Origin of the sequence: Streptomyces sp. NPDC088261, assembly GCF_044740805.1 — a bacterium.
Lineage (GTDB): Bacteria > Actinomycetota > Actinomycetes > Streptomycetales > Streptomycetaceae > Streptomyces.
In genome coordinates this window covers 79,486-102,075 of the sequence record NZ_JBIURL010000023.1, presented here as the reverse complement: position 1 = coordinate 102,075, position 22,590 = coordinate 79,486, and the positions used below count along the sequence as shown (strand labels likewise).

Below are 22,590 nucleotides of genomic sequence, written 5' to 3'. Positions count from 1 at the left end.
TCGCGGCGTCTGGTGCGTGCGATCGCAAGGCGGAGGACCCACCCCGTACCGGACGTACGGGGTGGGTCCGACAACGCCGCGAGCGCGCGTGCCGGACGCCGCGAGCCAGACCCCACTTTGCGGACACGCCCTAGGAGACTCCGCTCGGCGTCGGGGCTCCGTAAGGTGCGGTGGAACGCACGCGTGCACAGGGGGCCATATGCGTATAGCCGTGTATCTCGCGCATCCGCGGGTGGGGAGTTTCAACCACGCCGTGTTCGGCGCGGTGGTCGAGGAGTTGCGGGGGCGGGGGTGTGAGGTGTTCGCGCACGACCTCTGTGCCGAGGGGTTCGAACCGGTCATGAGGGGCGACGAGACCGGGACCGTTGAGGGGGTGCATGCGCGGGACTCGCAGGTGGCCTTGCATCGGGGGGAGGTGGCCGTCGTGGATGCCTTGGTGTTCATTCATCCGAACTGGTGGGGCATGCCGCCCGCCGTTCTCACCGGCTGGGTGCAGCGTGTGCTCGCGCCCGGGGTCGCGTACAAGCTCGGTACGGCGGAGGGGGAGCCCGCCGGGCTCCTCAAGGCCGGCAAGGCGCTGGTGCTGAACACGTCCGACACTCCCGCCGGGCGGGAGGAGAGTGAGTTCGGGGATCCGCTGCAACAGATCTGGGCGGCGTGCGTCCTGCCGTACGTGGGCGTCGCCGACGTGCGCCGGGTCGTCTTCCGTACCGTCACCGACTCGTCCGACGCGGCCCGCGCCGGCTGGCTCCGGCAGGCACGTCAGGAGGCCGCCGCGTTGTTGCTCCGGTAGGGGGCGGAATGGTCGACGTCGGTGGTTGAAGGGCCGTCGGAATCGTGTGGGCCAAATGCTCCACTTTCTCCACCGGAGGGGTGAATCGCTGGGCCATGCCGGTGATGTCGGCAATCCTTCCCCGTCCTCCTCGCGAATGTGTCGGTGTAAGGGCCCGCGACCGCGTGGGCTCCGGGACGAGATGGGGCGTGATGGGCGCAGAACGCGTCGACACCCGGCTGCTCGAACAACTCACCGAGCAGTCGCAGGACTTGAACAGTGATGCGGTGAAACTGACCCGCAGCGCGCTGGCGGACTTCGCCGGGGCGGCCGAGCCTCCGGCGCGCTGGTGGCGGCGGGGCGGGGCGTTGGCCGGGGCGATCGGGGCGGCCACGCTCCTCGGCTCCGCCCGGGCGGCCGCGGCCACCACGAAGGACGACATCATGGCGCTCCAGACGGCCGCGTCGATCGAGAACCTCGCGGTGAGCGTCTACCAGACGGCCGCCGGGCTGTCGTTCATCAAGAACGGCAACAAGACGATCGCGACGTTCATCGCCAAGACCACCCAGCAGCACCAGGCGCACGCGAAGGCCTTCAACGCCGCCGCCACCCAGGCCGGCGGCAAGGCGCAGACGGGTACGGACCCGAAGTACGCCGCCGTGGTGAAGCAGACCCTTCCCACGATCAAGAACTCCGCCGACGTGGTCAAGCTGGCCATCACGCTGGAGGACGTGGCGGCGCAGACGTACACGAAGAACGTCGGCCAGGTCAGCAGCGCCCAGCTGCGCCAGCTCTTCGCCTCCGTGGCGCCGGTCGAGGCCCAGCACCGCGCGACGCTGCTGGCCGTGCAGTCCCTGCTCGCCTCGGGTGACGACAGCCTGATCGCGATCCCGACGGACGTCGCGAAGCTGCCCGCCGCCGTCGGCACCGTCGGCATTCCCGACACCTTCTACCCGACCACCAACGCGTCGCCGATCACCGAAGGAGCCGTCAAGTGAGTACGACACAGCGCGGCTGGGAGCTGCCTCTCAGCGAGGCTCAGCTCGACCGGCTGACCAAGGACATGGACGAGGCGCATCGCGAGACGCTGCCCGCGATGCGGGCCGGTGCCGCCGCCCTCACCGAGCAGGTCAGGGACGCGGAGAGGCCCGCCGACCGGGGGCGCCGCAGCTTCCTGCTGGGCGCGGGTGGCGTCGGCGCCGCGTTCGTCCTGGCGGCGTGCTCCAGCGGCAAGGGCTCGTCCTCGTCGTCCGCGCCGACGGACCTGGACTCCCCGGCGGTCGCCGCGAAGGCGGAGACGTACACCGGGGACCTGCGGATCGTGGCCCTGGCGGTGGCGCTGGAGAACCAGGCCGTGGGCGCCTACAAGGCCACCCTCGCGGCGGCGAAGGCGGGCAAGCTCGGGACCGTGCCGCCCGCCGTGGCGAGCTTCGTCACCAAGGCGATGGCCCAGCACGCCGACCACGCCAAGGCGTGGAACGCCGTCCTGACCAACGCGGGCAAGCCCGCCATCAACAATGTGCCGCTCTCGAACCAGTCGCAGGTCACGGCCGCGCTGGGCAAGGCGAAGAACGTCGGCGAGGTGGCCTCGCTCGCCCTCCAGCTGGAGGACCAGGCCGCCGAGACGTACCTCTTCGCGACCTTCAACGTGAAGAGCCAGGGCGCGATCGAGACGGCCGCGACCATCGCGCCCGTCGAGGCGATGCACGCGGCGATCCTGCACTTCGTGCTGGGGCAGTACCCGGTGCCGGACGCGTTCCTGCCGGTGAACCAGGCGGCGAAGACCAGCCTGTTGACCGTCTAGACGGGGAGGCCGGGGCGGGTGCCGTACGGCCCGTCGCCGTCGGTCGCCGGTCGGTCGATCTTCGTGGGAGTGGTACGGGGGCGTCGGGCACGGCGTCGCGGACTCGCGGAGATCGGCCGGGCCGGGCCCGGCTCGTACCGGCTCGGGCCGGCCCGGCGCGTACCTCCGCCGCGCCCCCTCAGGCGGTGGGCGGGCCGAACCACCTCGGGAGGTGGTCGAGCAGGTCAGCCTGGTCGTCGCCCGCCCAGGCCACGTGGCCGTCCGGGCGCAACAGCACGGCGGGCACGTCGAGTTCGTCGCTCACGTCCACCACGTGGTCGACGCGGTCCGTCCAGCCCGTCACGGAGAGGCGGCCGGTCCGGTCCAGGAGCAGGCCCCGGGCGTGGTGCGTGAGGGCGTAGAGGCGGCCGGACCGCTTCAGGGTCACGTCGCGCAGGCGGCGGCCCAGGAGGGCGTTGCCTTCTTCTCCTTGGTCGTGGCCGACGTCGTGGCGGCCGTTGTAGCGGACCTCGTGGCCGACGTCGTAGCGGACATCGACCGCGGTGATCATCCCGGTGACGTACCGGTTCACCTCCTCGAAGTCCATCAGCTTCGCGAACAGCTCGCGCAGCGCGGTGGCCCCCGGGTCGGTCCCCAACAGCGTCATCTGCGCACGGGTGTTGTCCAGGACGGCGGCGCCCACCGGGTGCCGTTCGGTGTGGTAGCTGTCCAACAGCCCTTCCGGCGCCCAGCCGTTGGCCTCGGCGGCCAGCTTCCAGCCGAGGTTGAACGCGTCCTGCACTCCGAGGTTGAGGCCCTGCCCGCCGGTCGGCGGGTGGATGTGCGCCGCGTCGCCGGCCAGCAGCACCCGGCCCACCCGGTAGCGCTCGGCCTGCCGGGTCGCGTCGCCGAAGCGGGACAGCCAACGCGGTGTGTGGACACCGAAGTCGGTGCCCGCCGTGGCGCGCAGCCGCTGCTTGAACTCGTCCAGGGTCGGCGCGGCCGTACGGTCCTCCGCGACGCCTTCGGCCGGTACGACGACGCGGTACACGCCCGCCTTCCCGTCCACGTCGGGGATGACGCCGAAACGGAGTTGGGTCGTACGGACCTCCGCCACGACGGCGGCGATCGTCTCCCGGTCCTCCGTCGCCTCCATGTCGCCCAACAGCGTCTCCACCGTGGCGGGTTGGCCGGGAAAACCGACCCCGATCAGCTTGCGGACCGTACTGCGGCCGCCGTCGCAGCCGACGAGGTAGCGCGAGCGGAGGCGCGTACCGTCCGCCAGCTCGACGGTCACGCCGGGGGCGGGGCTCTCCTCGTGCCGCGTCAGCCCGACCACGTCGCTGCCGCGCCGGATCTCGGCGCCCAGTTCGAGAGCGCGCTCGGTGAGCAGCCGTACGGTGTCCGTCTGCGAGGTGGCGAGACCGTACGGGTGCGCCGTGTCCAGACCGTCCGGCCACGGCTTGTGTACGCCCCCGAAGAAGCCGCCGACCCTGAACGTCTCGCTCACCGCGAGGAACCGGTCCAACAGGCCCCGCTGGTCCAGGAGTTCGACACTGCGCGTGTGCAGGCCGCGCCCGCGCGACTGCTCGGTCGGCTCGGTCAGCCTCTCCAGTACGACCACACCCACTCCGGCCAGCCGCAACTCGCAGGCCAGCATCAGACCGGTCGGCCCGGCGCCGACCACCGTCACGTCCGTCACAAGAACCCCCAACGTCGTTGTGTTTGTTGCTGATTGGCGTCTGCGGCACGATGAGCCCCATGCCGAGCGAGCATCGACGCGGCCTACGCGTTCGCCGCGGGCGAGCGGCGTACGGGCGCGCTGCGGCAGGCCGCGTGGGCGGCGTGCCGAGCGGCCCAGGAGGCCTCCGTAGCCGCCGCAGCCGACGCGGCGCGGGCGGCGAGCCACGCGGCAGCCGCCGCGTACCTTCATCCGAAGGCGAGCGCGCACCAGGTGAAACACATTCTCGGCGCGGCGGCGCACGCGGCCCGGGCCGAGGAGCTGGCCTCCGGCGACCGCCCCCGTGTCCCCACCGAGACCCTGGAGTGGGCGCGCCTGCACGCCCCCGCCTCCGTCACCGCCGTGCTCCGCCGGCTGCCCGCCGCGTCTCCCGGAGGCGGGCGGGTGGGAGAGCTCCTGCGTGATCTGGATGCCGCTCTCCGCGCCGGTCTCCGTCCCTGAGACGCCCCCGTACCTCAGCCGCTGGTGAGGATCACCAACTGCTGCGTCGCCCGGGTCATCGCCACGTACCGGTCCACCGCCCCCTCGATCCCCCGGCCGAACTCCTCCGGATCGACCAGCACCACCAGGTCGAACTCAAGTCCCTTCGACAGCACCGGAGTCAGCGACCGGACGCGGGACGTCGCGGAGGTCGTACGGAACGTCGGATCGCCGATCACACACGCGATCCCGTCGTCGTGTTCCGCGAGCCAGCGGTCGAGGATCACGTCCCGGTCCGAGGCGGGACCGTGGACCACGGGCAGGTCACTGCTCCGGATCGACGTCGGCACGTTCGCGTCCGGCAGTACGGCCCTGATGACCGGCTCCGCCACCGCCATGATCTCTTCCGGCGTACGGTAGTTGACGCTCAGCGTGGCCAGCTTGATCCGGTCGAGCCCGACCCGCGCGAGCCGTTCCTGCCACGACTCCGTGAACCCGTGCCTGGCCTGCGCGCGGTCCCCGACGATGGTGAAGCTCCGGGACGGGCACCGCAGCAGGAGCATCTGCCATTCCGCGTCGGTGAGTTCCTGCGCCTCGTCCACCACGACATGCGCGAACGGCCCGGCGAGCACGTCCGGTTCGGCACTCGCCGGTGTGTCGCCCGACGGCGTGTTCTCGTCGATCAGGGCGTCCTGCATGTCCTTCCCGTACAGCATCGTCACCGCCCCCTCCCCGTCGTCGTCGGCGGCGAGCAGGGTGTCGACCACCTTGGCCATGTGCTCGCGTTCGGCGGCGACGGCCGCCTTGTGCCGGCGCCGGCGCAGCGACTCCTTCGGGTCGCCGAGCCGCTGCCGCGCCGCGTCCAGGAACGGCAGGTCGGACACGGTCCAGGCCTGCGGGTCCGCGCGTTGCAGCAGATGTACGTCGTCCCGGCTCAGCCAGGGAGCGCACTTGCGCAGGTACGCGGGTACGGTCCACAGGTCGCCGACCAGGTCGGTCGCTTCGAGGAGGGGCCACGCCCGGTTGAAGGCGGTGCGCAACTCCCGGTTCCGCGGAAGGGACTTGCGGAGCTGGACGGCCGACGCCTCGTCGTCGTGCTTGTCGACCAGGATCGTGAGCAGTTCCTCCCAGATCTGGTCGCGGGCGTCGTTGTGGGGAGTGCCGGGCTCGGCCGCCTCGAACGCGTCGGCCCAGTCGTCGGCGCTCAGGTGGATGTCGGACCAGTGGGTCGTGACCGTCATGCCCTGGGTGGGCGGCTCCTCGTAGAAGCGGACCGCCGTCTCGATCCCCTTCACCAGGTCCGCCGACGCCTTCAGGCGCGCCACGGCCGGGTCCGCCTCGACCGCCGCCGCGGCGCCCTCGGCGACGAGGTCCCGGAGGGTGCAGGTCTGGACGCCCTCCTCGCCCAGGCTGGGGAGGACGTCGGCGACGTACCCCAGGTACGGCTGGTGCGGCCCGACGAAGAGGACTCCGCCCCGGCGGTGACCGAGGCGCGGGTCGGAGTAGAGGAGGTACGCGGAGCGGTGCAGGGCGACGACCGTCTTCCCCGTACCGGGACCGCCGTCGACCACCAGCGCGCCGCGCGACCCCGCGCGGATGATGGCGTCCTGGTCGGCCTGGATGGTGCCGAGCACGTCGCGCATCCGGGGCGAGCGGTTGCTGCCCAGGCTGGCGATGAAGGCGGACTGGTCGTCGAGCGCGGCGTGCCCGGCGAAGCCGTTCGCCGTGAACACCTCGTCCCAGTAGTCACTGATCCGGCCCCGGGTCCAGCGGTACCTGCGGCGGCTGGCCAGGCCCATCGGGTTGGCGTGGGTGGCGCCGAAGAACGGCTCGGCGGCGGGGGAGCGCCAGTCGACGAGCAGCCGGCGCCCGGTGCTGTCGGTGAGGCCGAGCCGTCCCACGTACACGGGCTCGGGGTCGTCCGTACCGACCATGCGTCCGAGGCACAGGTCCAGGCCGAAGCGGCGCAGGGCGCGCAGGCGGGCGGTCAGCCGGTGGACCTCCGTGTCCCGGTCCATCGCGTGCCGGCCCACGCCGCCGGGCGATTTCAGCTCGGCTTCGAGGAGGGCGGAGAGCTCGGCGATCGACCGGTCGAGGCTCTCGGCGATGGCGGCGAAGTGCTGCTCGTCGGTGGCGATCAGCGCGGGGTCGGCCTTGGGGGACAGGCGGTCGGGGAGGTTGAAGGCGCTGGGGGGCGGGGGTGAGAGCGGGGACGAAGGGTCGGTCGGCGGGTGGGTCGGCGGGTCGGACGAAGGGTCGGTCGGGGGGTTGTTCACTTCAACTCCGATGTGGGGCCGCTTGCGGCCGGGCGCCCGGGGTGCGATCTGGCCCCGGCCGACGATTCTGCGGCATGACCGGGGCCTTGCCGCAAGGCCCCCCATGCGCTATAGGTTGAAAGTGGAAAGAGGTGAGTACTCCCCTTTCCCCTCCCCCCTCGGCGGGCTCTCGCGGAGCCGGCCCGTCATCGGGGGAGCCCCGGCGTCTCGGCGGTCGCCCGGCCCGGGCACTGCGCCCAGACCGTCTTTCCGTCGTCCTGGAAGCGCGTGCCCCACTCTTCGGCGAGGTTCGCGATGATGAAGAGTCCCCTGCCCGTCTCGTCCACGGTGCGGGCGTGTTTCCCATGCGGTGCGCTGGCCGCGCCGTAGCGGATCGCGTTGCCGACCAGTTCGCTAACGACCAGTTCGCTAACGACCAGCTCGGTCGTGAACGCTGCCGCCGGGCCGCCGCACGGGCGATCGGGGCGGCCTCGGGGTCGGCGGGCAGGTCCCGGGTCAGTACGCGGTCCTGGGCAGCGCCTTCGTACGGGCCAGCAGCATCAGCGCTTCGCCGGTCCTCGGCCGGGCGCCGGTGGTGAGGGCGGACGCGAGGTCGTCGCACACCTGCGGCAGGGCTCTGGTCGCGGCGGTTTCCAGGAGCGGGCGCCGCAGGCCGGACGGCGCCAGGACGTCGTCCGCGAGCGCGGCCGTACCCGTCGCCAGGGTGCTTCCTTCGGGGAGGCTGACGGTGGTCGCGGGGAAGGGGGCGTTGTCCGTCCCCGCGAGGAGGGGACCCGGTGGTACGGACAGGGTCTCCGCGCTTCCGTCGGGGAGGACCACCACCGGCTCGGGGAGGCCGGCGCGGGCCAGGGTGCAGGTCAGCTCCACCGGGTCGTAGAGGGCGACGGCGCACCCGGCGGTGAGGGGGGTGGCGGTGGTCGTGGGGTGCCACGTCGGGACCGCCAGGGGCGCCGCCGCGAGCCGGACCGCCGTGTCGTTCAGGCGGGCGAGCAGTTCGTCGGGGCCCAGATCCAGCGCCGCCAGGGTGTGGATGGCCGTCCGCAGCAACCCCACCGCGCCGGCCGCGGTGATGCCCCGCCCCACCACCTCGCCCACGATCAGCGCGGTCCGCGCGCCGGGCAGGGCGATCGCGTCGAACCACGCGCCGCCGCCCTCCGGGTCCGGAAGATGCAGGTGGGAAAGGTCCACCGTGCCCTGGGTGGTGGGCGGACTGGGCAGGAGCCTGCGCTGGACGGTCAGCGCGACCATCCACTCCCGCATGTACCGGCCGGCGTTGTCGACGCAGAGCGCGGCGTGCGCGCACACGGTGGCCGCCACCTCGGCGTCCTCCTCGTCGAAGGGTTCCTCCCCCGGGAGGCGGTAGAAACTGGCCACCCCCAGTGCCCGGCCGCGCGGCGCCAGCGGTGCCACGATCAGGGAGTGGGCGCCGGTCCGCCGGACGACCTCGGCCCGGACCGGGTCCGCGGCCGGCCACGCGCCGTCCTCGCCGATCTGCGCGAGGCGCGCCCGGAGGTCGGACAGCAGGCGGGAGAAGGGGGCGCCGGCGGGCAGCGGACGTACGTCCCCGACCGGGTAGTCCGGGTAGTCCGGGTAGTCCGGGTAGTCCGGGTAGTCCGGGTGGTCCGGGTGGTGCCGGGAACCCGCGCGCGGTCCTCCCCCGTGCGAGGGCAGAGACCCCCACGGCGGCAGAGATCCCTACCAGGGCAGAGATCCCTACCAGGGCGGGGACCCCTACCAGGGCAGGGACCCCGCCGCGTCGAAGTAGCCGCCCGTCGGGCCGTCGGCGCCGATCCGTGCCATCCGGACGATGATCTCGGCGCCCTCCTCCACGGTCTGCGTGCCCCGGTGGCCGTTCAGGTCGGTCGCGGTGAAGCCCGGCTCCACCGCGTTGATCCGGATCTCCGGGAACGCCTTGGCGTACTGCACGGTGATCATGTTGACCGCCGCCTTCGACGCCGGGTAGGCGACGCCCGGGTATCCGTACGTCGGCGTGCCCGAGGCGGCGACCAGGGTCGCGGACCCGAGGGAACTGCTGACGTTCACCACCACGGGGGCGGTGGAGCGCCTGAGCAGCGGCAGAAACGCGTGGGTGACACGTACCGTCCCGAAGACGTTCGTCTCGAACAGCGGCCGCAGGTTGTCGGCGGTCGTGTCCCCGGCGCCGATCACGGTCCCTTCGATCCCCGCGTTGTTGATCAGCACGTCCAGGCCGCCGTCGGCCTCGACGGTCTTCGCCGCGGCCTCGACGGAGGCGTCGTCGGTGATGTCGAGGAGGACGAGCCGCGCGCCCAGCCGCTCGGCCGCCCGGCGGCCCCGTTCGGCGTCCCGGCTGCCCAGGTAGACGGTGTGCCCCGCCTCGACGAGTCGGCGGGCCGTCTCAAGACCCAGCCCCTTGTTCGCTCCGGTGATCAGTGTGGTTGTCATGGATCCAGACTCCGCCGCGCCGGAGGGGACAACCAGGAGTCCCGTCTTCCTGGGACTGACGGTGCCAGGCAGATGCCCCGCGGAAGGGGTTCACTGGTGGCATGACGAGCGAGGGCGCGACCGAATTCGGGCAGGCGGTACGGCGCTGGCGCGACCGCGTCGCCCCCGACACGGCGGGGCTGCCCGCCGGCGGACACCGGCGCGCGGCCGGGCTCCGCCGCGAGGAACTGGCCCTCCTGGCCGGGATCTCCGTCGACTACGTGACCCGCCTCGAACAGGGCCGCGCCACCCACCCGTCCGCGCAGGTCGTCGAGGCGCTGGCCCGCGCGCTGCGGCTGTCGGCGGACGAGCGCGCGTACCTGTTCCGGATGGCCGGGCTCGTCCCGTCCGGGCCCGACACCGTGCCCGCGTACATCACCCCGAGCGTCCAGCGCCTGCTGGACCGGCTGGTCGGCAGTCCCGTCGGGGTGTACGACGCGGCCTGGACGCTGCTCCTCGCGAACCCGTTGTACGCGGCGCTGATGGGCGATCCGTCCGGGTGGCGCGGCCACGAACGCAACGGGGTGTGGCGCAACCTGGTCGGCCCCGGCAGCCGCGTCCGGCACACCCCGGAGGCGCGGCGGGCGTTCGAGGCGGCGCTGGTGGCGGACCTGCGGGCGACGGCGGGACGCTATCCGGCCGACCGCCAACTCCGGCGGCTGGTCGCGGAGTTGCGCGCGCGGAGCGACCGGTTCGCCGAGCTGTGGGACACGGGGGTCGTCGGCCGGCACGAGGCGGCGCGCAAGACCGTCGACCACCCGGACGTGGGTCCAGTGACGCTGGACTGCGACGTGCTCAGCGTGGCGGGCAGCGACCTGCGCCTCATGATCTACACGGCGGAACCGGGCACGGAGGACGCGGACCGGCTGGCGCTGCTGGCGGTTCTGGGGACGCAGAAGCTGGTGGGATAGCGGGAGGGGCGACGGGGTCTGGGGCGCATCTCCCGGGGGAGAAAAAACCCCTGGTCGGAGAAACCCGCACCGGTCTAAGCTCGCCGGATGACCTTGGAATGGGAACAAGTCATCGTTCACTCGGTGGATCCGGCGGCCCTGGGGCAGTGGTGGGCCGACGCTCTCGGCTGGGTCGTGGTGCACACCTCCGACGACGAGTTCGAGATCCGCCCGGCGCCCGATCGGGTTCCGGGGATTGACTTCGTCCGGATCGAGGAGCCCAAGGAGTCCAAGAGCCGGCTGCATCTCGACTTCCGGCCCGACGACCAGGACGCCGAGGTGGCCCGTCTGGTGGCTCACGGCGCGCGGCGGGTCGACATCGGTCAGGGGGAGCAGTCGTGGGTCGTCCTGGCGGATCCGGAGGGCAACGAGTTCTGCGTCCTCGGCCACCGGCGCCCGCAGGCGAGCGAGTAGGTAGGTAGGTAGGTAGGTAGGCGGGGCTCACGCCGGGACGGCGGAGGCGGCGCCCGTCGTCGGCGCCGCCTTCCCCCGTACCTCCGCCACGCACTCCGCCAGCGCGTCCCTGTCGCGGGTCAGCCAGGTGATGCGGGCCGACAGGCCCGCGACGATCAGTCCCTGTTCCTCGTAGGACCGCGGCAACCGGCGCGGGGCGCCGGTGCGTTCACGCGTACGGGCCGAGGCGGGCGCACGCTCCGTGGCCCGGATCGCCGGCGCTTCTCTGTGACCTGGATCTCCTCGGGCAACCGGACCGCTCCCCCATCCTGTTGACCAGGATGTGAAGGAACAGTCATGGACAGAGGTGCGATGGCAAGGACCGGGCGGTGACGGGGTCGACGCGGGACTTCGAGGAGTTCGTCACCGCGCGTGGGCCCCGGCTGCTGCGGGTCGCCTGGCTGCTGACGGGCGACGCGCACCTGGCGGAGGACCTGTTGCAGACGGTCCTCGCCAAGGTGTGGCCGAAGTGGCCGCGCATCGCCGACGAGAATCCGGAGGCGTACGTACGGAAGGCCCTGGTCAACACCTCGGCGTCCTGGCGCCGGCGACGCTGGCGGAGCGAGGTCCCGCACGACGACCTGCCGGAGGTGACGGCCGCCGACGTCTTCGCGGCGGTCGACCTGGAGCACTCGCTGGCGTTGGCGGTACGGCGGCTGCCGGCGCGGCAGCGGGCGGTGATCGTGCTGCGGTACTTCGAGGACCTGAGCGTCGAGGAGACGGCGAAGGTGCTCGACTGCCGGCCCGGCACGGTCAAGAGCCAGGCCGCCAAGGCGATGCGCGTGCTGCGGGAGCGGCTGGCAGTGCCCGCGTCGGTATCGGCGTCCGCGTCGGTACGGGCGTCCGCGGCGGTACCGACGTCCGCGTCGGACGAGGGCGGTGACACATGACGCGCCGACACTCTGACGGGTACGGCTCCGGCGACCGCGACGCGACTCCCCCCGTACCCGATCAGGAACACGACCTGCGGGTCCTCCTGGAGCGCGCCACCCCGCACCTCGGCGCGCCCGCCGGGCGGATGGGCCAGGTGCGCCGCCGTGTGGTGCGCCGGCGGCAGCGCCGTGCCGCGCTGGGGGCGGCCGTGACGGGCGTCGCGGCGGTGGCCGTACTGGTCACGTTCCTGCGCCCGTTCGCCCCCGACGCGTCCTCGGCCCCGCCGGCTCCCCTCGGATCGTCCCTGCGCGCCGACCCTTCCGACGGCCCGGCGCCCCCGCCCGCCCCGCACGACCCCACGTCGTCGCCCACGTCCTCCTCCGGCACCTCGCTCACCGGCTTCCCCGGCCTCGGGGTGAAACTGACCCTGTCCCCCGGGTGGCACGCGAAAAGCGTCCGGCCCAAGACGCCGTCGGCCGCCGACTTCGTCACCAATCAGCCCGTGGTGTCCCGGGACACCTGCCCGGACCTGATCACCGGTGTCTTCGCGTGCGCGCCGGTGTCCCCGCTCGGCGAGGACGGGGTGGTGATCGCCTTCCAGGAGACGAACAAGCCGCACGCCCCCCTCGGGAAGAAGACGTTCACCCTCGACAAGCCCGTCCGGGCGAGCAAGAGCTGCCAGTTGCTCGGCGGCGACCTGGAGTTCCCCGCCTGGGGCATCGCCCGCACCACCGGCGACAACAGACCGGTCGCGGTGGACGCGTTCGTCTGCCTCAAGAACGCGTCGCCGTCGACGGTCCTCGTCGTCGAGAAGTTCCTGACCCGGGCCGTCGTCTCCACGCCCGAGTCCACCCGCGCCCCGGACGGTCAGGCCGGCTGACCGGCCCCCCTCATCTCCCCTTCTGCCGTCTCCCCCTCCGCCTGCCGGCCCACCGGCCGCGAAAGGTAGCTCCACACTCATGCCCGCGATACTGTCCGCACGCCCGCACCCGCGCCCGCGCCCCCGTCCCCGCGTACGCCCCGGCCTCCACGTCCTCGCCCTCACCGCCGTCACCGCCGTCACCCTCGCCACCGTGACCGGCTGCGGCGGGACCGCCGGGGCGCGCGACCGGCCGTCCCCGCCGCCCGCCACGACCGCCGCCAAGAACGCCCCGGGGTCCCCCGCCGCCCCCACGCCCACCGCCGAGGCACTTCCCCGCGAACTGCCGGGACTCGGCCCCCGGACCCTGGCCGACGTGCCGGGAAACGCCGGCCAGGTCGTCGTGGTCACCGGCGCGGGCAAGGACTCACCGCGCTCGGACGCCGTGCTGTACGCACGCACCCCGGCCGGCTGGCGGGCCGGGGACACCTGGGCCGCGCACAACGCCCTGCGCGGCTGGACCGACCACCACCGCGCCGGTGACCTGCACTCCCCCATCGGGGTGTTCGGCCTCACCGACGCCGGCGGCCTGCTCAAGAACCCGGGCAGCAAACTCCCGTACGACCGCTCCGGCGCCTTCACCATCGGCGGGACCGGCTTCGAGGGCGAACCGCTCGCGGGCTCCTTCGACTACGTCGTCGCCATCAACTACAACCGGCAGCCGGGCCGCACACCGCTCGACTGGACGCGGCCCCTGGGCGGTTCGAGGGGAGGCGGCATCTGGTTCCACGTCGACCACGGCGGCCCGACCCACGGCTGCGTCAGCCTCTCCGAGGCGCACATGAAGGAGCTGCTGCGCACCCTCGATCCGGCCCGGCACCCCGTGGTGGTCATGGGCGACGCCGCCTCCCTGGCCCGCTGAGGCCCCCGGGCGGCCCGGCGCCGGCTCAGCGCCCCGTGAGGTGGACCGGCAGTTCGCGGTGGCCGTTGGAGATGAACGACTCCTGCGGGCGCAGCTCGGCGGCCGGTACGGCGAGGGTCAGGTCGGGGAAGCGGTCGAACAGCGCGGACAGCGCGATCTTCGCCTCCACCCGGGCCAGTTCGGCGCCGAGGCAGTAGTGCACGCCGTAGCCGAAGGCGAGGTGTTCCTTGCGGGTGGTACGGGTGACGTCGAAGATCTCCGCGTCGTCCCCGTGCACCGCCGGATCGCGGCCCATGGCACCGTAGTTCATGACGATCGGCTCGTCCTGACGGAACGTCAGACCGCTCTCCTCGTCCTCGATGTCCGTGACCGCGAACCGCATCAGCATGCTGGCGAGGGGCGCCTGGTGGCGAAGGGCCTCCTCCACGACGTCCCCCCAGGCGACCCGGCCGTCCTTCGCGCTCGCCAACTGCTCCGGGTTGTCGAGGAGATCGGTGATCGCGTGGTCGAGGAGATTGACGGTCGTCTCGTGGCCGGCGCCGATCAGGAGCAACAACGTGTCCAGCAGCTCCTGTTGGGCCAGGCCCGTACCGGTCTCGTCGTCCTTGGCGTTGACGAGGTCGCTGGTGACGTCCTCCCCCGGATGGAGCTGCTTGACGGCGACGAGGGCGGCGAGCTGCTCGTACGCCGCGACCACCCCCGCGACGGCCTCCTCCGGGGTGTGGTCGGTGGCGAACAGGCCGCCCATCGTGGTGCGGAACGCCTCGTGCATCTCCTCCGGCACCCCGAGGAGCGTGTTGACCACCCGGAGCGGCAGCAGCCAGGCGAACCGGGCGCGCAGGTCGACGTACCCCTCCGGGCCCTCGGGCAACGCGGCCAGCTCGTCCAGCAGTTCCGCGACGATGCCCTCGATCGCGGGCGTGAGCGCGCGGACCCGGCGAGCGCTGAACGCCGGGCCGATGAGCCGGCGCAGCCGGGTGTGCTCGTCGCCGTACGCGGTCAGGGCGTTGCGTACGTCCACCCACAGGCGCAGCGGCCACCCCTCGGCTATCTCCCCGCGGATGTACGCCGGCCAGTGCTGGTGCGCGTCCTTGGACACCCGGTCGTCGGTGAGGAGCCGCTTCGCGAGCGCGGTCTCGGTGACCGACCACGCCACCACCCCGCCGGGCAGCTCCACCTGGACGGCGGGGCCGCCGGCACGGAGCGCGGCGGCCTCGGCGTGGATGTCCGACGCGGCGGGGTCGATGCGGAAGGGGCAGCCTGCGGCGGGGGTGGCGGTGGGGCCGGGGGTGGGCTGGGCGTCCATCAATGCACTCCTGGGTGTGGTGCGGAGAGGGGAGCCACGGCGGTGTGGACCACGGGTAGGGCGGTCCAGCCGGAGTGGAAGGTGCCGGGCCTGCGGGTCAGGTCCTCGCGGTCGCAGGCCAGCCTGAGGTCCGGCAGACGGTCGAGCACACGCTCGACCGCGGTCTCGGTGATGATGCCCGCCAGATCGGGCGCGGGGCAGCCGTGGACACCGGCGCTGAACGCGAGGTGCGCGCGGTTGCCGGCGCGCCGGTGGGTGGCGTGGTTGAGGGCGGGGTCGGAGTTGGCGGCGGCGAAGCTGACCAGGATCGGGACGCCGGGCTCCAGCCGTACCCCTTCGTACGTCTCCGCCCTGCGCGCGTACAGCGGCGAGTAGTTGGCGAGGGGCGGGTCCTCCCAGAGGACCTGGTCCATCGCCTCGGAGACCGAGTGGACCCCTTCGTACACACTGCCGCTGAACCGCTCGTCGTCGATCATCAGCAGCAGGGCGTTGGCGATGAGGTTCGAGCTGGGGGTGGTGGCGGCGCCGACGACGAGGAGGATCTGCTGGATCATCTCGACGTCCGTCAGCTGGGCCGGGTGGGCGATCAGCCAGGAGGTCGCGTCGCTGCCGGGTTCGGCGCGCTTGAGACGGGTCAGTTCCAGGCAGGCGGTGGCGACCTCGGCGCTGGCCTCGGCCGCGTCCGCGCCGGCGTCGAAGAGCCGGCCGATCGCTTCGATGATCCTGCGGCCGAGGTCGGGCGGGCAGCCGAACAGCTCGATGAGCACCTGCATCGGCAGCGGGTCGGAGAAGTCGGCCACGAGGTCGAACTCGGGGCGCCTGGCGATCGCGTCGATGAGGGTGTCGGCGATCCGGGTCACCGTCGCCACCAGCGCGTGGGTGTCGATGAGGTCGAGGGTGTCGGTGATGGACTTGCGGAGCCGGGTGTGCGGCATGCCGTCCATCCACAGCGCGTTGTCGCGCGGCTCCATCATGGCGGCGGAGGGGGTGCCGGGAGGGACCTGCCCGGTCCGCAGCGCCACCCAGTGGCGGGGGTCCTTCGCGAACTTGTCGGGGGTGTTGCGCAGGAGGTGGAGGGCGGCGCGGTACGTGGTGGTGAGGTACCCGTACATCCCCTCGGCGATCTCGATCGGCACGATCGGGCCCTGCGCGCGGAGCTTGTCGTACGTGGCGTGCGGGTCGGCGCTGAACTCCGGGCCGTGGATGCGCGGGAGGTCGCCGAGCCCGCCGGCGGCGGCCCGCGCGGCGAACGGGCAGCCGCCGGAGGGGACGTGGATCGGGACGGAGGCCGGGGAGTCGCCGGGCGTGAGGGTGTCCGGGGCGAGGGGCACGGGCGCGGAGAGGATCGCGGATGCGGGTGCGGGTGCGGAGGCATGGGCGGTCGCGGGCCGGGTCGCGGCGGCGTCCTGGGGCGCGGGCGGGGTCGCTGGCGCGGGCGGGGTCGCGGGTGCGTCCGGGGTCGCGGTCGCGGGCGGGGTCGCTGGCGCGTCCTGGGTCGCGGTCGCGGAGGAGTCCGGGGTGACGGGCGTGCTCATCGTGCGGGCTCCGGGGTCAGGGTGAGGAGGTGGGTGACCAGTTCGACGAGGGCGTTCTTCGCGCTCGCGTGGTCGCGGGCGTCACAGATCACCAGCGGCGTCTCCGGCGCGAGGTCCATCGCGTCCCGGAGCTGGGGGAGTTCGTACGCGGGCGCGCCGTCGAAGAGGTTGACCACGACCGCGTACGGCAGGCCGAGGTCTTCCATCAGCCCCAGGACCGGGTAACTGTCCCCGAGCTTGCGGGTGTCGGCCAGCACGAGCGCGCCGAGGGCGCCGCGCGACAGGTCCGCCACGACGGACCAGAAGCGTTCCTGCCCGGGCGCCCCGAACAGGTACAGCACCAGGTCGTCGCTGAGCGAGAGCCGCCCGAAGTCCATCGCGACCGTCGTCGTGGTCTTGCCCGGCACCGCGCTGAGGTCGTCGGTGCCCTCGCTCGCGGCGGTCATCAACTCCTCGGTGAGCAGGGGGCGGATGGCCGACAACGTTTTCACGTACGTCGTCTTGCCGACCCCGAAATGGCCCGCGACCAGGATCTTGACGGCCGTCTCGTCGCCGCGCAGATGGGTGCCGGCGGCGGATTCAAAGCGCTTGGAGTCCAGCAAGGACCGCCTCCAGGATGTCTCGGTCGAGCGTCCTCGCCGTCAGGATCGTCGACCGTGTGGTGATGTGACCGCTCTCCATCAGGTCGGCGAGCACGATACGCAGCACGCTGAGCGGGAGTTCCAGGTGGCTCGCGATCTCCGCCACCGAAAGGGCGCCCTGGCCACAGAGGTTGAGCACCCCGCGCTGCTCCGGGGTGAGTTCGGCGCGGGACAGGTCGCTCTGGAGGATCATGACGAGGGTGACCGCGTCGAACGTGTTGCGGCTGGGCGCGGACCGGCCGCCCGTGACGACGTACGGGCGCACCAGGCCGCTCCCCCGGCCGCTGCCCCGGCCCTGCCGGGCCGGCGGCGTCACGAGCCGGCGCCTGTGACGACCCGCGAGGCGATCCCCAATTGCTGGCCGAGCCGGTCGACCGTCTCCTCCATCGCGTACGACACGTTCTCGACGTCCGCGTCCCCGTCGGCGGAGACCGCCAGGTAGGAGCCGTCGCCGGCGGCCATGGCGAAGAGGTAGCCGCCCCGGTACTGGATCATGGTCATCTCCCACGCCCCCTCGCAGTCGGCGAATTCGGCCGCCTCACGGCTGAGCGCCTGCATGCCGGAGACGGCGGCCGCCATCCGGTCGGCCATGTCGCGCTCGACCCCCTCGGAGGAGGCGGACATCAGACCGTCGGAGGACAGCAGGATCGCGCGGAGGGTGTGGGGGGTCCTGAGCAGCTCGTCCAGAATCCAGCCGAGGTCACCCACCTTGGAAACTGAGTTCGTCATGGGTCAGTCGTCCTCTCGTTCTGATTCCGAAGTACGGCGGTCTTGTGCGTTGCGTACGCCCCGGGCGAAGGCCCCGACGTTGCGGCTGGTGCGGACGGGGGGCGCGGGCACGGAGCGTTCCTCGGGGAGGGCGCGTGCGGTGGTACGGCGACGGCGCTGCGGGAGGCCGTCGGGGCGGAGGAGGAGTTCGTCGGGGTCGTCGGAGCTTTCCGCCCGCTCGGGCGGGTTCTTGGCGGCGGCCCTGCTCGCGCGTTCGTCCGCGCCGGGCCTCTCGGCGGACTTCCTGGCGGGCTTGTCGGCGGGCTTCTGGGCGGGCTTCTCGGCAGGCTTGTCCGCGGACTTCTCGGTGGCCTGGCCGGTGGTGGTGTCGGCGGACTTCTCGGGGGCCTTCGCCGGCCGCTCCTCGGTGTCCACCGTGACCAGCAGGGCCGACGGCAGGAAGAGCCCGGCCCGTACGCCGCCGTAGATCGACTCCTGGTCGACGGCGACCCGGAACCCGTACCGCTTCGCGAGGACCCCCACCACGGGGAAGCCGAACTTGGGCCGGCTGCCCAGCTGCGTGAGCCGGACCTCCTCCTCGCCGCTCAGCATCCGGGCCGCCGCCTCCTTCGCCTCCGGCTTGAGGCCGACGCCCGAGTCGTCGATCATCACGCTGACGCCGTTGTGCGCCTGGACGAACCAGACCTGGACGTCGGAGCCGGGCTCGGAGTGGCGGGCCGCGTTGTCGAGCAGCTCGGCGATGGCCAGCACGACGGGCTCGACCGCGCCGCTGACCACCCCGTACGCGGGCTCGCCGGTGATCTTGACGCGGTCGTAGTCACGGATCTTCGACACCCCGCCGCGGACGACGTCCAGCAGCGGCGAGTCCCGGCGCTGGCGTCCCGGCCAGGAGCCGGTCAGGACGTTCACCGCCTGGGCGCGGCGCACGAGCTGGCTGCTCGCGTGGTCGATGTCGTTGGCGTCGGCCAGGACGGCCGGGTCGTGGTGCCGGCGCAGCATCGCGTCGATCGCGTTGGTCGTGTCGTTCAACAGCCCCTGCATGGAGCGGGTCACGGTGGAGACGGCGGCCTTGGCGCCGTCCTCGGCGCGCCCGGTGGCCTGGGTGGTGACCTCGCGGAACTGCTGGAGCACCGCCTCGTGCGTGGCGAGGAACGGGGTCCCCGCCAGGTCCGGGTGGAGCGCGGGGGGCACCTCGTCGGTGTCGCGCCCCTGCCAGATGCCCCGGAGCAGCGTCGGTACGCGCGTGTGGGCCAGGTGTCTGGCCTCGGCGTCCCGGATGTCGATCTCGCGGTGGAGGGCCCGGATCCGTTCTTCGGCGCCCCGTGCGGCTCTGCGGTACCGGCGGATCAGCACCCCGGATCCGACCAGGACGACGGCGAGTATCAGCGCCCAGAAAAGCGGGTCCTGTGGGGAGGGAGTCACAGGCGGATACTACCGATCACTGTGTCGCGCATGAAGCGCGAGAGGCAGCCGGTCCCGTCATATTCCTTTGCCGCCATGCCATTTGAGTGGTCGTCACCTCACGGAGCGTCAGATCACTCGTCGGCCGAGGTGCCTCCGTACGGTGTCCTGCACCGCGAAAGGGGTCCTGCCGGACCCCCGGTCGGCCCGGCCCCCGGCCCGCCCGACCCCGGGCGGAAGCGGGCCCCGTACCGCCCTGCCGGGGCGCTCCGCCGGTGGTTCGCTGGAGGGGTGGGACTCCCGGGAGTACGGGAGAGGTACGGCACCCCGCACCGGCACCCCGCAGGCAGCACACCCCGCAGGACAGCAGGCGGCAAGCAGCAGAGAGGCAGCACCATGACCGAGCCCGCACCACGCATCACCACCCCGTTCGACGCGGAGTCCACAGCGGCCGAGGTGGTCGCCGGCACCGACCTCACCGGCCGTCGCGCGATCGTGACCGGCGCGTCCTCCGGCATCGGCGTCGAGACGGCCCGCGCCCTGGCGGGGGCGGGCGCCGAGGTGACCCTCGCGGTACGGGACGTCACGGCCGGCGAGCGGACCGCCGGCGACATCGCGTCGACCACCGGGAACAAACACCTCGCCGTCGCCCCGCTCGACCTCGCCGACCAGGGCTCGGTCGCGGCCTTCGTCGCCGCCTGGCACGGCCCGCTGGACATCCTCGTCAACAACGCGGGCGTGATGATGACACCCGAATGGCGGACGCCGGAGGGGTGGGAGATCCAGTTCGCCACCAACCACCTCGGCCACTTCGCGCTCGCCACCGGCCTGCGCCCGGCGCTCGCGGCGGGAGACCGGGCACGGGTCGTCGCGCTCAGCTCGCGCGGGCACGTACGGGCCGGGGTGGACTTCGACGACCTCCACTTCCGTACCCGGCCGTACGACCCGGTGGTCGCGTACGCCCAGTCCAAGTCGGCCGTCGTCCTCTTCGCGGTCGAGGCGAACCGGCGGTGGGCCGGGGACGGCATCACCGTCAACGCCGTGCATCCCGGCCCGATCCTGTCGAACCTGACCCGGCACATGAGCAAGGAGGACCTCGACGCGGCGGTGGCCGTGGAGGGCGCGTTCAAGACCCCGGAGCAGGGGGCGGCCACGGCCGTCCTGGTCGCGACCTCGCCGCTGGTCGAGGGCGTGGGCGGCCGGTACTTCGAGGACTGCGAAGAGGCGGTGCGGTACGTACCGGGGACGCCGCCCGGCGGGGTCGCGGACCACGCGCGCGACCCGGAGGCGGCGGCGCGGCTGTGGCAGGTGTCGCTGGACATGATCGAGTCCTCGCGGGCGTCCCGGGCGGCGTGACCTCCCGGCCGCCCCGCCGCCCGTACCGACCGCGCCCCTCCTCGCCGTACCGTCACTGGCTCCCGCCCGCCCGCCGTACGACCTTGAGCAGGTACTCCTTGCGGTCGAGCGGGTTGTGGTCCGCCCGCGACCGTACGGGGACCGCCCCCTGGACCGGCCGGTAGTGGTCGAAGGCGCACTCCAGCACGCCCTCGCCGTGCGTGAGGGTGGGCAGTCGCCGCTCCAGCTCGTGCACCCGGGCCGCCGGGATCGCACCCGACAGCAGGCACACCGCGCCCCGCGTCTCCGGCGCGTACGGTACGGCCCCGAGGCTCGTCAGGACGGGCAGGACCGGGCCGAACGCGTCGGCGGGGATCTCGAGTTCGAAGCGGTGCATCGGCTCGAACACCCCGCACCCCGCCTCCCGCAGGGCGGCGACCAGGACCAGCGGCGTCAGGTTCCGGAAGTCCCCCGACGTGCTCGACATGCTCTTGTCGAAGACGGCGTGGGCGTGGCTCTGGCGCGGGGAGTAGCCCGACCTGGTCAGGGTGACCACGCAGTCGGTGACCTGCCATCCGTACAGGCCCTGCCGCAGGGTGTCGTGGACGGTCTCCTCGATCGCCCGGATGAACGAGAAGGGCAGGGATCCCAGCTCGATCTCCCGCCGGAATACCACCCCGGAATTGACCGGCGCGGGATCCACGCGCAGTCCGATGGTGGCGAGAAAGGGGTTGATGTCCTTTCCCTTGACCTCGACCGCCTCGCCCGTCGCGAGGGGCCGTTCGATACAGACGGTGGTCGTCTCGCGGAATGCGACCTCGATACCGAAGTCGTCGGCGAGAGTGGCCTGGATGACTTCTTTCTGCACCTCGCCGTAGAGCGAGACGAGGACTTCCTGGCGTACGTCGTCCTGGCGGAGGTTGATCAGCGGGTCCTGCTCGGCGAGTTGGCCGAGCGCGACGTGCAACGCGCCCTTGTCGGCGGGGCGGGTGGGGACGACGACGGCTTCCAGTGCGGGCGGCGCGAAGATGGGGCCGGGGCCGGGGTCGCCGCCGGGGTCGCCGTCCGGGTCTCCGACCGCGTCACCGATCCGGACGTCGCCGAGCCCCCAGAGCTTGCCGATCCGTCCGGCGGTGACCTCGTCGCGGCGTTCGGCCGCGCCCTGCTCGAAGACGCTGATCGCGGTGACCTTGCCCTCGTCGTCCGCCGCGCCGCCGGCCCGTCCTCCGGCCCGTCCGAAACGCAGCCGGTCGCGCACACGCACCGTCCCGGAGAAGAGGCGTACGTACGCGATCTTCTCCCCGGCCGGCCCCCGCTCGACCTTGAAGACCGTGCCCGCGACCGGGCCGTCCGGGTCGCCGCCGGCGGGCGGCAGCAGCTCCCTGATGCCGGCGGTCAGCGCGTCCACCCCGGCGCCGGCGACGGCGGACCCGAAGTACACCGGATGCACGAGCCCCCGCCTGACCTGCGCCGCGAGGCCGTCGCGGAGACTCCCGTACGAGATCGGCGCCTCCTCGTCCACGTACGCGGCCAGGAAGGCGTCGTCGTGGTCGGCGATCACGTCGGCCAGCCGTTCCGTGAAGGCCGCGTCGCCGGGCCCGTACGGGACGAAGGCGGACGCCGGCGTGCCGAGGCCGCTCGCGCGGCCCATCGGGACGATAGCGGGGGTCAGCTTCTCGGCGAGGGCGCGCAGGACGCGGTCGTACCCCGCGCCCCGGCGGTCGGTCTTGTTGACGAAGACGAGGGTGGGAATGCGCAACCGCCGCAGCGTCCGCATGAGCACGCGCGTCTGCGCCTGCACCCCCTCGACGGCCGACACGACCAGCACCGCGCCGTCGAGCACACTGAGCACCCGCTCCACCTCGGCGATGAAATCCGGGTGGCCGGGGGTGTCGATCAGATTGACGGTGACGTCATCGAGGGCGAACGAGACGACGGCGGACTTGATCGTGATGCCACGCTGCCGTTCGAGCGCGAGGGAATCGGTCTGCGTACTGCCGTCGTCGACACTGCCGATCTCGTCGATGACACCGGCGGCGTGCAGCAGCCGCTCGGTCAGGCTCGTCTTACCGGCGTCGACATGCGCCAGAATTCCCAGGTTCAGCGTACTCACAGAGCGTCAGGTCCTCCA

23 protein-coding genes are annotated in these 22,590 nt (G+C 72.7%); 10 read left to right on the top strand and 13 right to left on the bottom strand.

Annotated features, from left to right (window positions below; all coding sequences use genetic code 11):
• The first annotated feature begins 199 nt into the window (after window positions 1-199).
• From ACIODU_RS31070 to ACIODU_RS31060, 3 genes are all read left to right on the top strand, one after another.
• A complete protein-coding gene (locus ACIODU_RS31070; RefSeq protein WP_401771935.1) occupies window positions 200-793 on the top strand; it encodes an NAD(P)H-dependent oxidoreductase in 594 nt (197 codons plus the stop codon).
• A 191-nt stretch (window positions 794-984) separates the two neighbouring features.
• Window positions 985-1,770, top strand: coding sequence for a ferritin-like domain-containing protein (locus tag ACIODU_RS31065; RefSeq protein WP_356431666.1), 786 nt, complete (start codon window positions 985-987; stop codon window positions 1,768-1,770).
• Window positions 1,767-2,576 (top strand): ferritin-like domain-containing protein, encoded by an 810-nt coding sequence (locus ACIODU_RS31060; protein ID WP_356431668.1) that lies wholly within the window; start codon window positions 1,767-1,769, stop codon window positions 2,574-2,576. The genes ACIODU_RS31065 and ACIODU_RS31060 overlap by 4 nt, the downstream gene beginning before the upstream one ends.
• A 178-nt stretch (window positions 2,577-2,754) precedes the next feature.
• Here the strand turns inward: ACIODU_RS31060 and ACIODU_RS31055 are convergent, their stop codons facing one another.
• Window positions 2,755-4,257, bottom strand: a complete 1,503-nt coding sequence (locus tag ACIODU_RS31055; protein WP_401771933.1) for an FAD-dependent monooxygenase — start codon at window positions 4,255-4,257, stop codon at window positions 2,755-2,757.
• A gap of 252 nt (window positions 4,258-4,509) precedes the next feature.
• Here ACIODU_RS31055 and ACIODU_RS31050 point away from each other — a divergent pair, with 252 nt between their 5' ends.
• On the top strand, window positions 4,510-4,737 hold the full coding sequence (locus tag ACIODU_RS31050; RefSeq protein WP_401771931.1) for a hypothetical protein: 228 nt from the start codon (window positions 4,510-4,512) through the stop codon (window positions 4,735-4,737).
• Between the two features lie 14 nt (window positions 4,738-4,751).
• On the opposite strand, the gene helR is transcribed toward ACIODU_RS31050, so the two are convergent.
• The 4 genes from helR to ACIODU_RS31030 all read right to left on the bottom strand — a co-directional run bounded on the left by helR (window position 4,752) and on the right by ACIODU_RS31030 (window position 9,416).
• Window positions 4,752-6,992, bottom strand: coding sequence for an RNA polymerase recycling motor ATPase HelR (gene helR / locus ACIODU_RS31045; protein WP_401771928.1), 2,241 nt, complete (start codon window positions 6,990-6,992; stop codon window positions 4,752-4,754).
• A 185-nt stretch (window positions 6,993-7,177) separates the two neighbouring features.
• The gene (locus tag ACIODU_RS31040) at window positions 7,178-7,318 is read right to left on the bottom strand and encodes an ATP-binding protein (protein ID WP_401771925.1); all 141 of its coding nucleotides are present in this window, start codon (window positions 7,316-7,318) and stop codon (window positions 7,178-7,180) included.
• A 169-nt stretch (window positions 7,319-7,487) separates the two neighbouring features.
• Window positions 7,488-8,483, bottom strand: coding sequence for a PP2C family protein-serine/threonine phosphatase (locus tag ACIODU_RS31035; protein WP_401771947.1), 996 nt, complete (start codon window positions 8,481-8,483; stop codon window positions 7,488-7,490).
• A 240-nt stretch (window positions 8,484-8,723) separates the two neighbouring features.
• Window positions 8,724-9,416: an SDR family oxidoreductase gene (locus tag ACIODU_RS31030; protein ID WP_401771923.1), complete on the bottom strand. Its 693-nt coding sequence runs from the start codon at window positions 9,414-9,416 to the stop codon at window positions 8,724-8,726.
• 101 nt (window positions 9,417-9,517) lie between these two features.
• Here ACIODU_RS31030 and ACIODU_RS31025 point away from each other — a divergent pair, with 101 nt between their 5' ends.
• Both ACIODU_RS31025 and ACIODU_RS31020 read left to right on the top strand, forming a co-directional pair.
• Entirely contained in the window at window positions 9,518-10,366 is an 849-nt protein-coding gene (locus ACIODU_RS31025; protein WP_401771920.1) for a helix-turn-helix domain-containing protein, read from the top strand.
• Window positions 10,367-10,453: 87 nt separating this feature from the next.
• Window positions 10,454-10,819, top strand: coding sequence for a VOC family protein (locus ACIODU_RS31020; RefSeq protein ID WP_356431678.1), 366 nt, complete (start codon window positions 10,454-10,456; stop codon window positions 10,817-10,819).
• A 27-nt stretch (window positions 10,820-10,846) separates the two neighbouring features.
• On the opposite strand, the gene ACIODU_RS31015 is transcribed toward ACIODU_RS31020, so the two are convergent.
• Entirely contained in the window at window positions 10,847-11,005 is a 159-nt protein-coding gene (locus tag ACIODU_RS31015; protein ID WP_401771917.1) for a hypothetical protein, read from the bottom strand.
• A 182-nt stretch (window positions 11,006-11,187) separates the two neighbouring features.
• On the opposite strand from ACIODU_RS31015, the gene ACIODU_RS31010 reads away from it, so the two are divergent.
• From ACIODU_RS31010 to ACIODU_RS31000, 3 genes are all read left to right on the top strand, one after another.
• A complete protein-coding gene (locus tag ACIODU_RS31010; protein WP_401771915.1) occupies window positions 11,188-11,748 on the top strand; it encodes a SigE family RNA polymerase sigma factor in 561 nt (186 codons plus the stop codon).
• Window positions 11,745-12,611 (top strand): hypothetical protein, encoded by an 867-nt coding sequence (locus ACIODU_RS31005; RefSeq protein ID WP_401771912.1) that lies wholly within the window; start codon window positions 11,745-11,747, stop codon window positions 12,609-12,611. The genes ACIODU_RS31010 and ACIODU_RS31005 overlap by 4 nt, the downstream gene beginning before the upstream one ends.
• A gap of 79 nt (window positions 12,612-12,690) precedes the next feature.
• On the top strand, window positions 12,691-13,512 hold the full coding sequence (locus ACIODU_RS31000; RefSeq protein WP_401771910.1) for a L,D-transpeptidase family protein: 822 nt from the start codon (window positions 12,691-12,693) through the stop codon (window positions 13,510-13,512).
• A 25-nt stretch (window positions 13,513-13,537) separates the two neighbouring features.
• On the opposite strand, the gene ACIODU_RS30995 is transcribed toward ACIODU_RS31000, so the two are convergent.
• The 6 genes from ACIODU_RS30995 to ACIODU_RS30970 are packed head-to-tail and all read right to left on the bottom strand — an operon-like array spanning window position 13,538 to window position 19,145.
• Window positions 13,538-14,818, bottom strand: coding sequence for a cytochrome P450 (locus tag ACIODU_RS30995; protein ID WP_401771907.1), 1,281 nt, complete (start codon window positions 14,816-14,818; stop codon window positions 13,538-13,540).
• Entirely contained in the window at window positions 14,818-16,353 is a 1,536-nt protein-coding gene (locus ACIODU_RS30990; protein ID WP_401771904.1) for a cytochrome P450, read from the bottom strand. Before ACIODU_RS30990 ends, ACIODU_RS30995 begins: the two co-directional genes overlap by 1 nt.
• Window positions 16,350-16,952 carry a GTP-binding protein gene (locus tag ACIODU_RS30985; RefSeq protein WP_401771944.1) on the bottom strand — a complete coding sequence of 201 codons (603 nt, stop codon included), beginning with the start codon at window positions 16,950-16,952 and terminating at the stop codon, window positions 16,350-16,352. The genes ACIODU_RS30990 and ACIODU_RS30985 overlap by 4 nt, the downstream gene beginning before the upstream one ends.
• On the bottom strand, window positions 16,933-17,310 hold the full coding sequence (locus ACIODU_RS30980; protein ID WP_356431693.1) for a DUF742 domain-containing protein: 378 nt from the start codon (window positions 17,308-17,310) through the stop codon (window positions 16,933-16,935). The genes ACIODU_RS30985 and ACIODU_RS30980 overlap by 20 nt, the downstream gene beginning before the upstream one ends.
• Entirely contained in the window at window positions 17,307-17,723 is a 417-nt protein-coding gene (locus ACIODU_RS30975; protein ID WP_161309034.1) for a roadblock/LC7 domain-containing protein, read from the bottom strand. The genes ACIODU_RS30980 and ACIODU_RS30975 overlap by 4 nt, the downstream gene beginning before the upstream one ends.
• Window positions 17,724-17,726: 3 nt before the next feature.
• Window positions 17,727-19,145: an ATP-binding protein gene (locus ACIODU_RS30970; RefSeq protein ID WP_401771900.1), complete on the bottom strand. Its 1,419-nt coding sequence runs from the start codon at window positions 19,143-19,145 to the stop codon at window positions 17,727-17,729.
• Between the two features lie 375 nt (window positions 19,146-19,520).
• Between ACIODU_RS30970 and ACIODU_RS30965 the strand changes: the two genes are divergently transcribed.
• On the top strand, window positions 19,521-20,480 hold the full coding sequence (locus ACIODU_RS30965) for an SDR family NAD(P)-dependent oxidoreductase (protein WP_401771898.1): 960 nt from the start codon (window positions 19,521-19,523) through the stop codon (window positions 20,478-20,480).
• Between the two features lie 52 nt (window positions 20,481-20,532).
• Here the strand turns inward: ACIODU_RS30965 and ACIODU_RS30960 are convergent, their stop codons facing one another.
• Entirely contained in the window at window positions 20,533-22,572 is a 2,040-nt protein-coding gene (locus tag ACIODU_RS30960; protein ID WP_401771895.1) for a GTP-binding protein, read from the bottom strand.
• Between the last annotated feature and the right edge of the window lie 18 nt (window positions 22,573-22,590).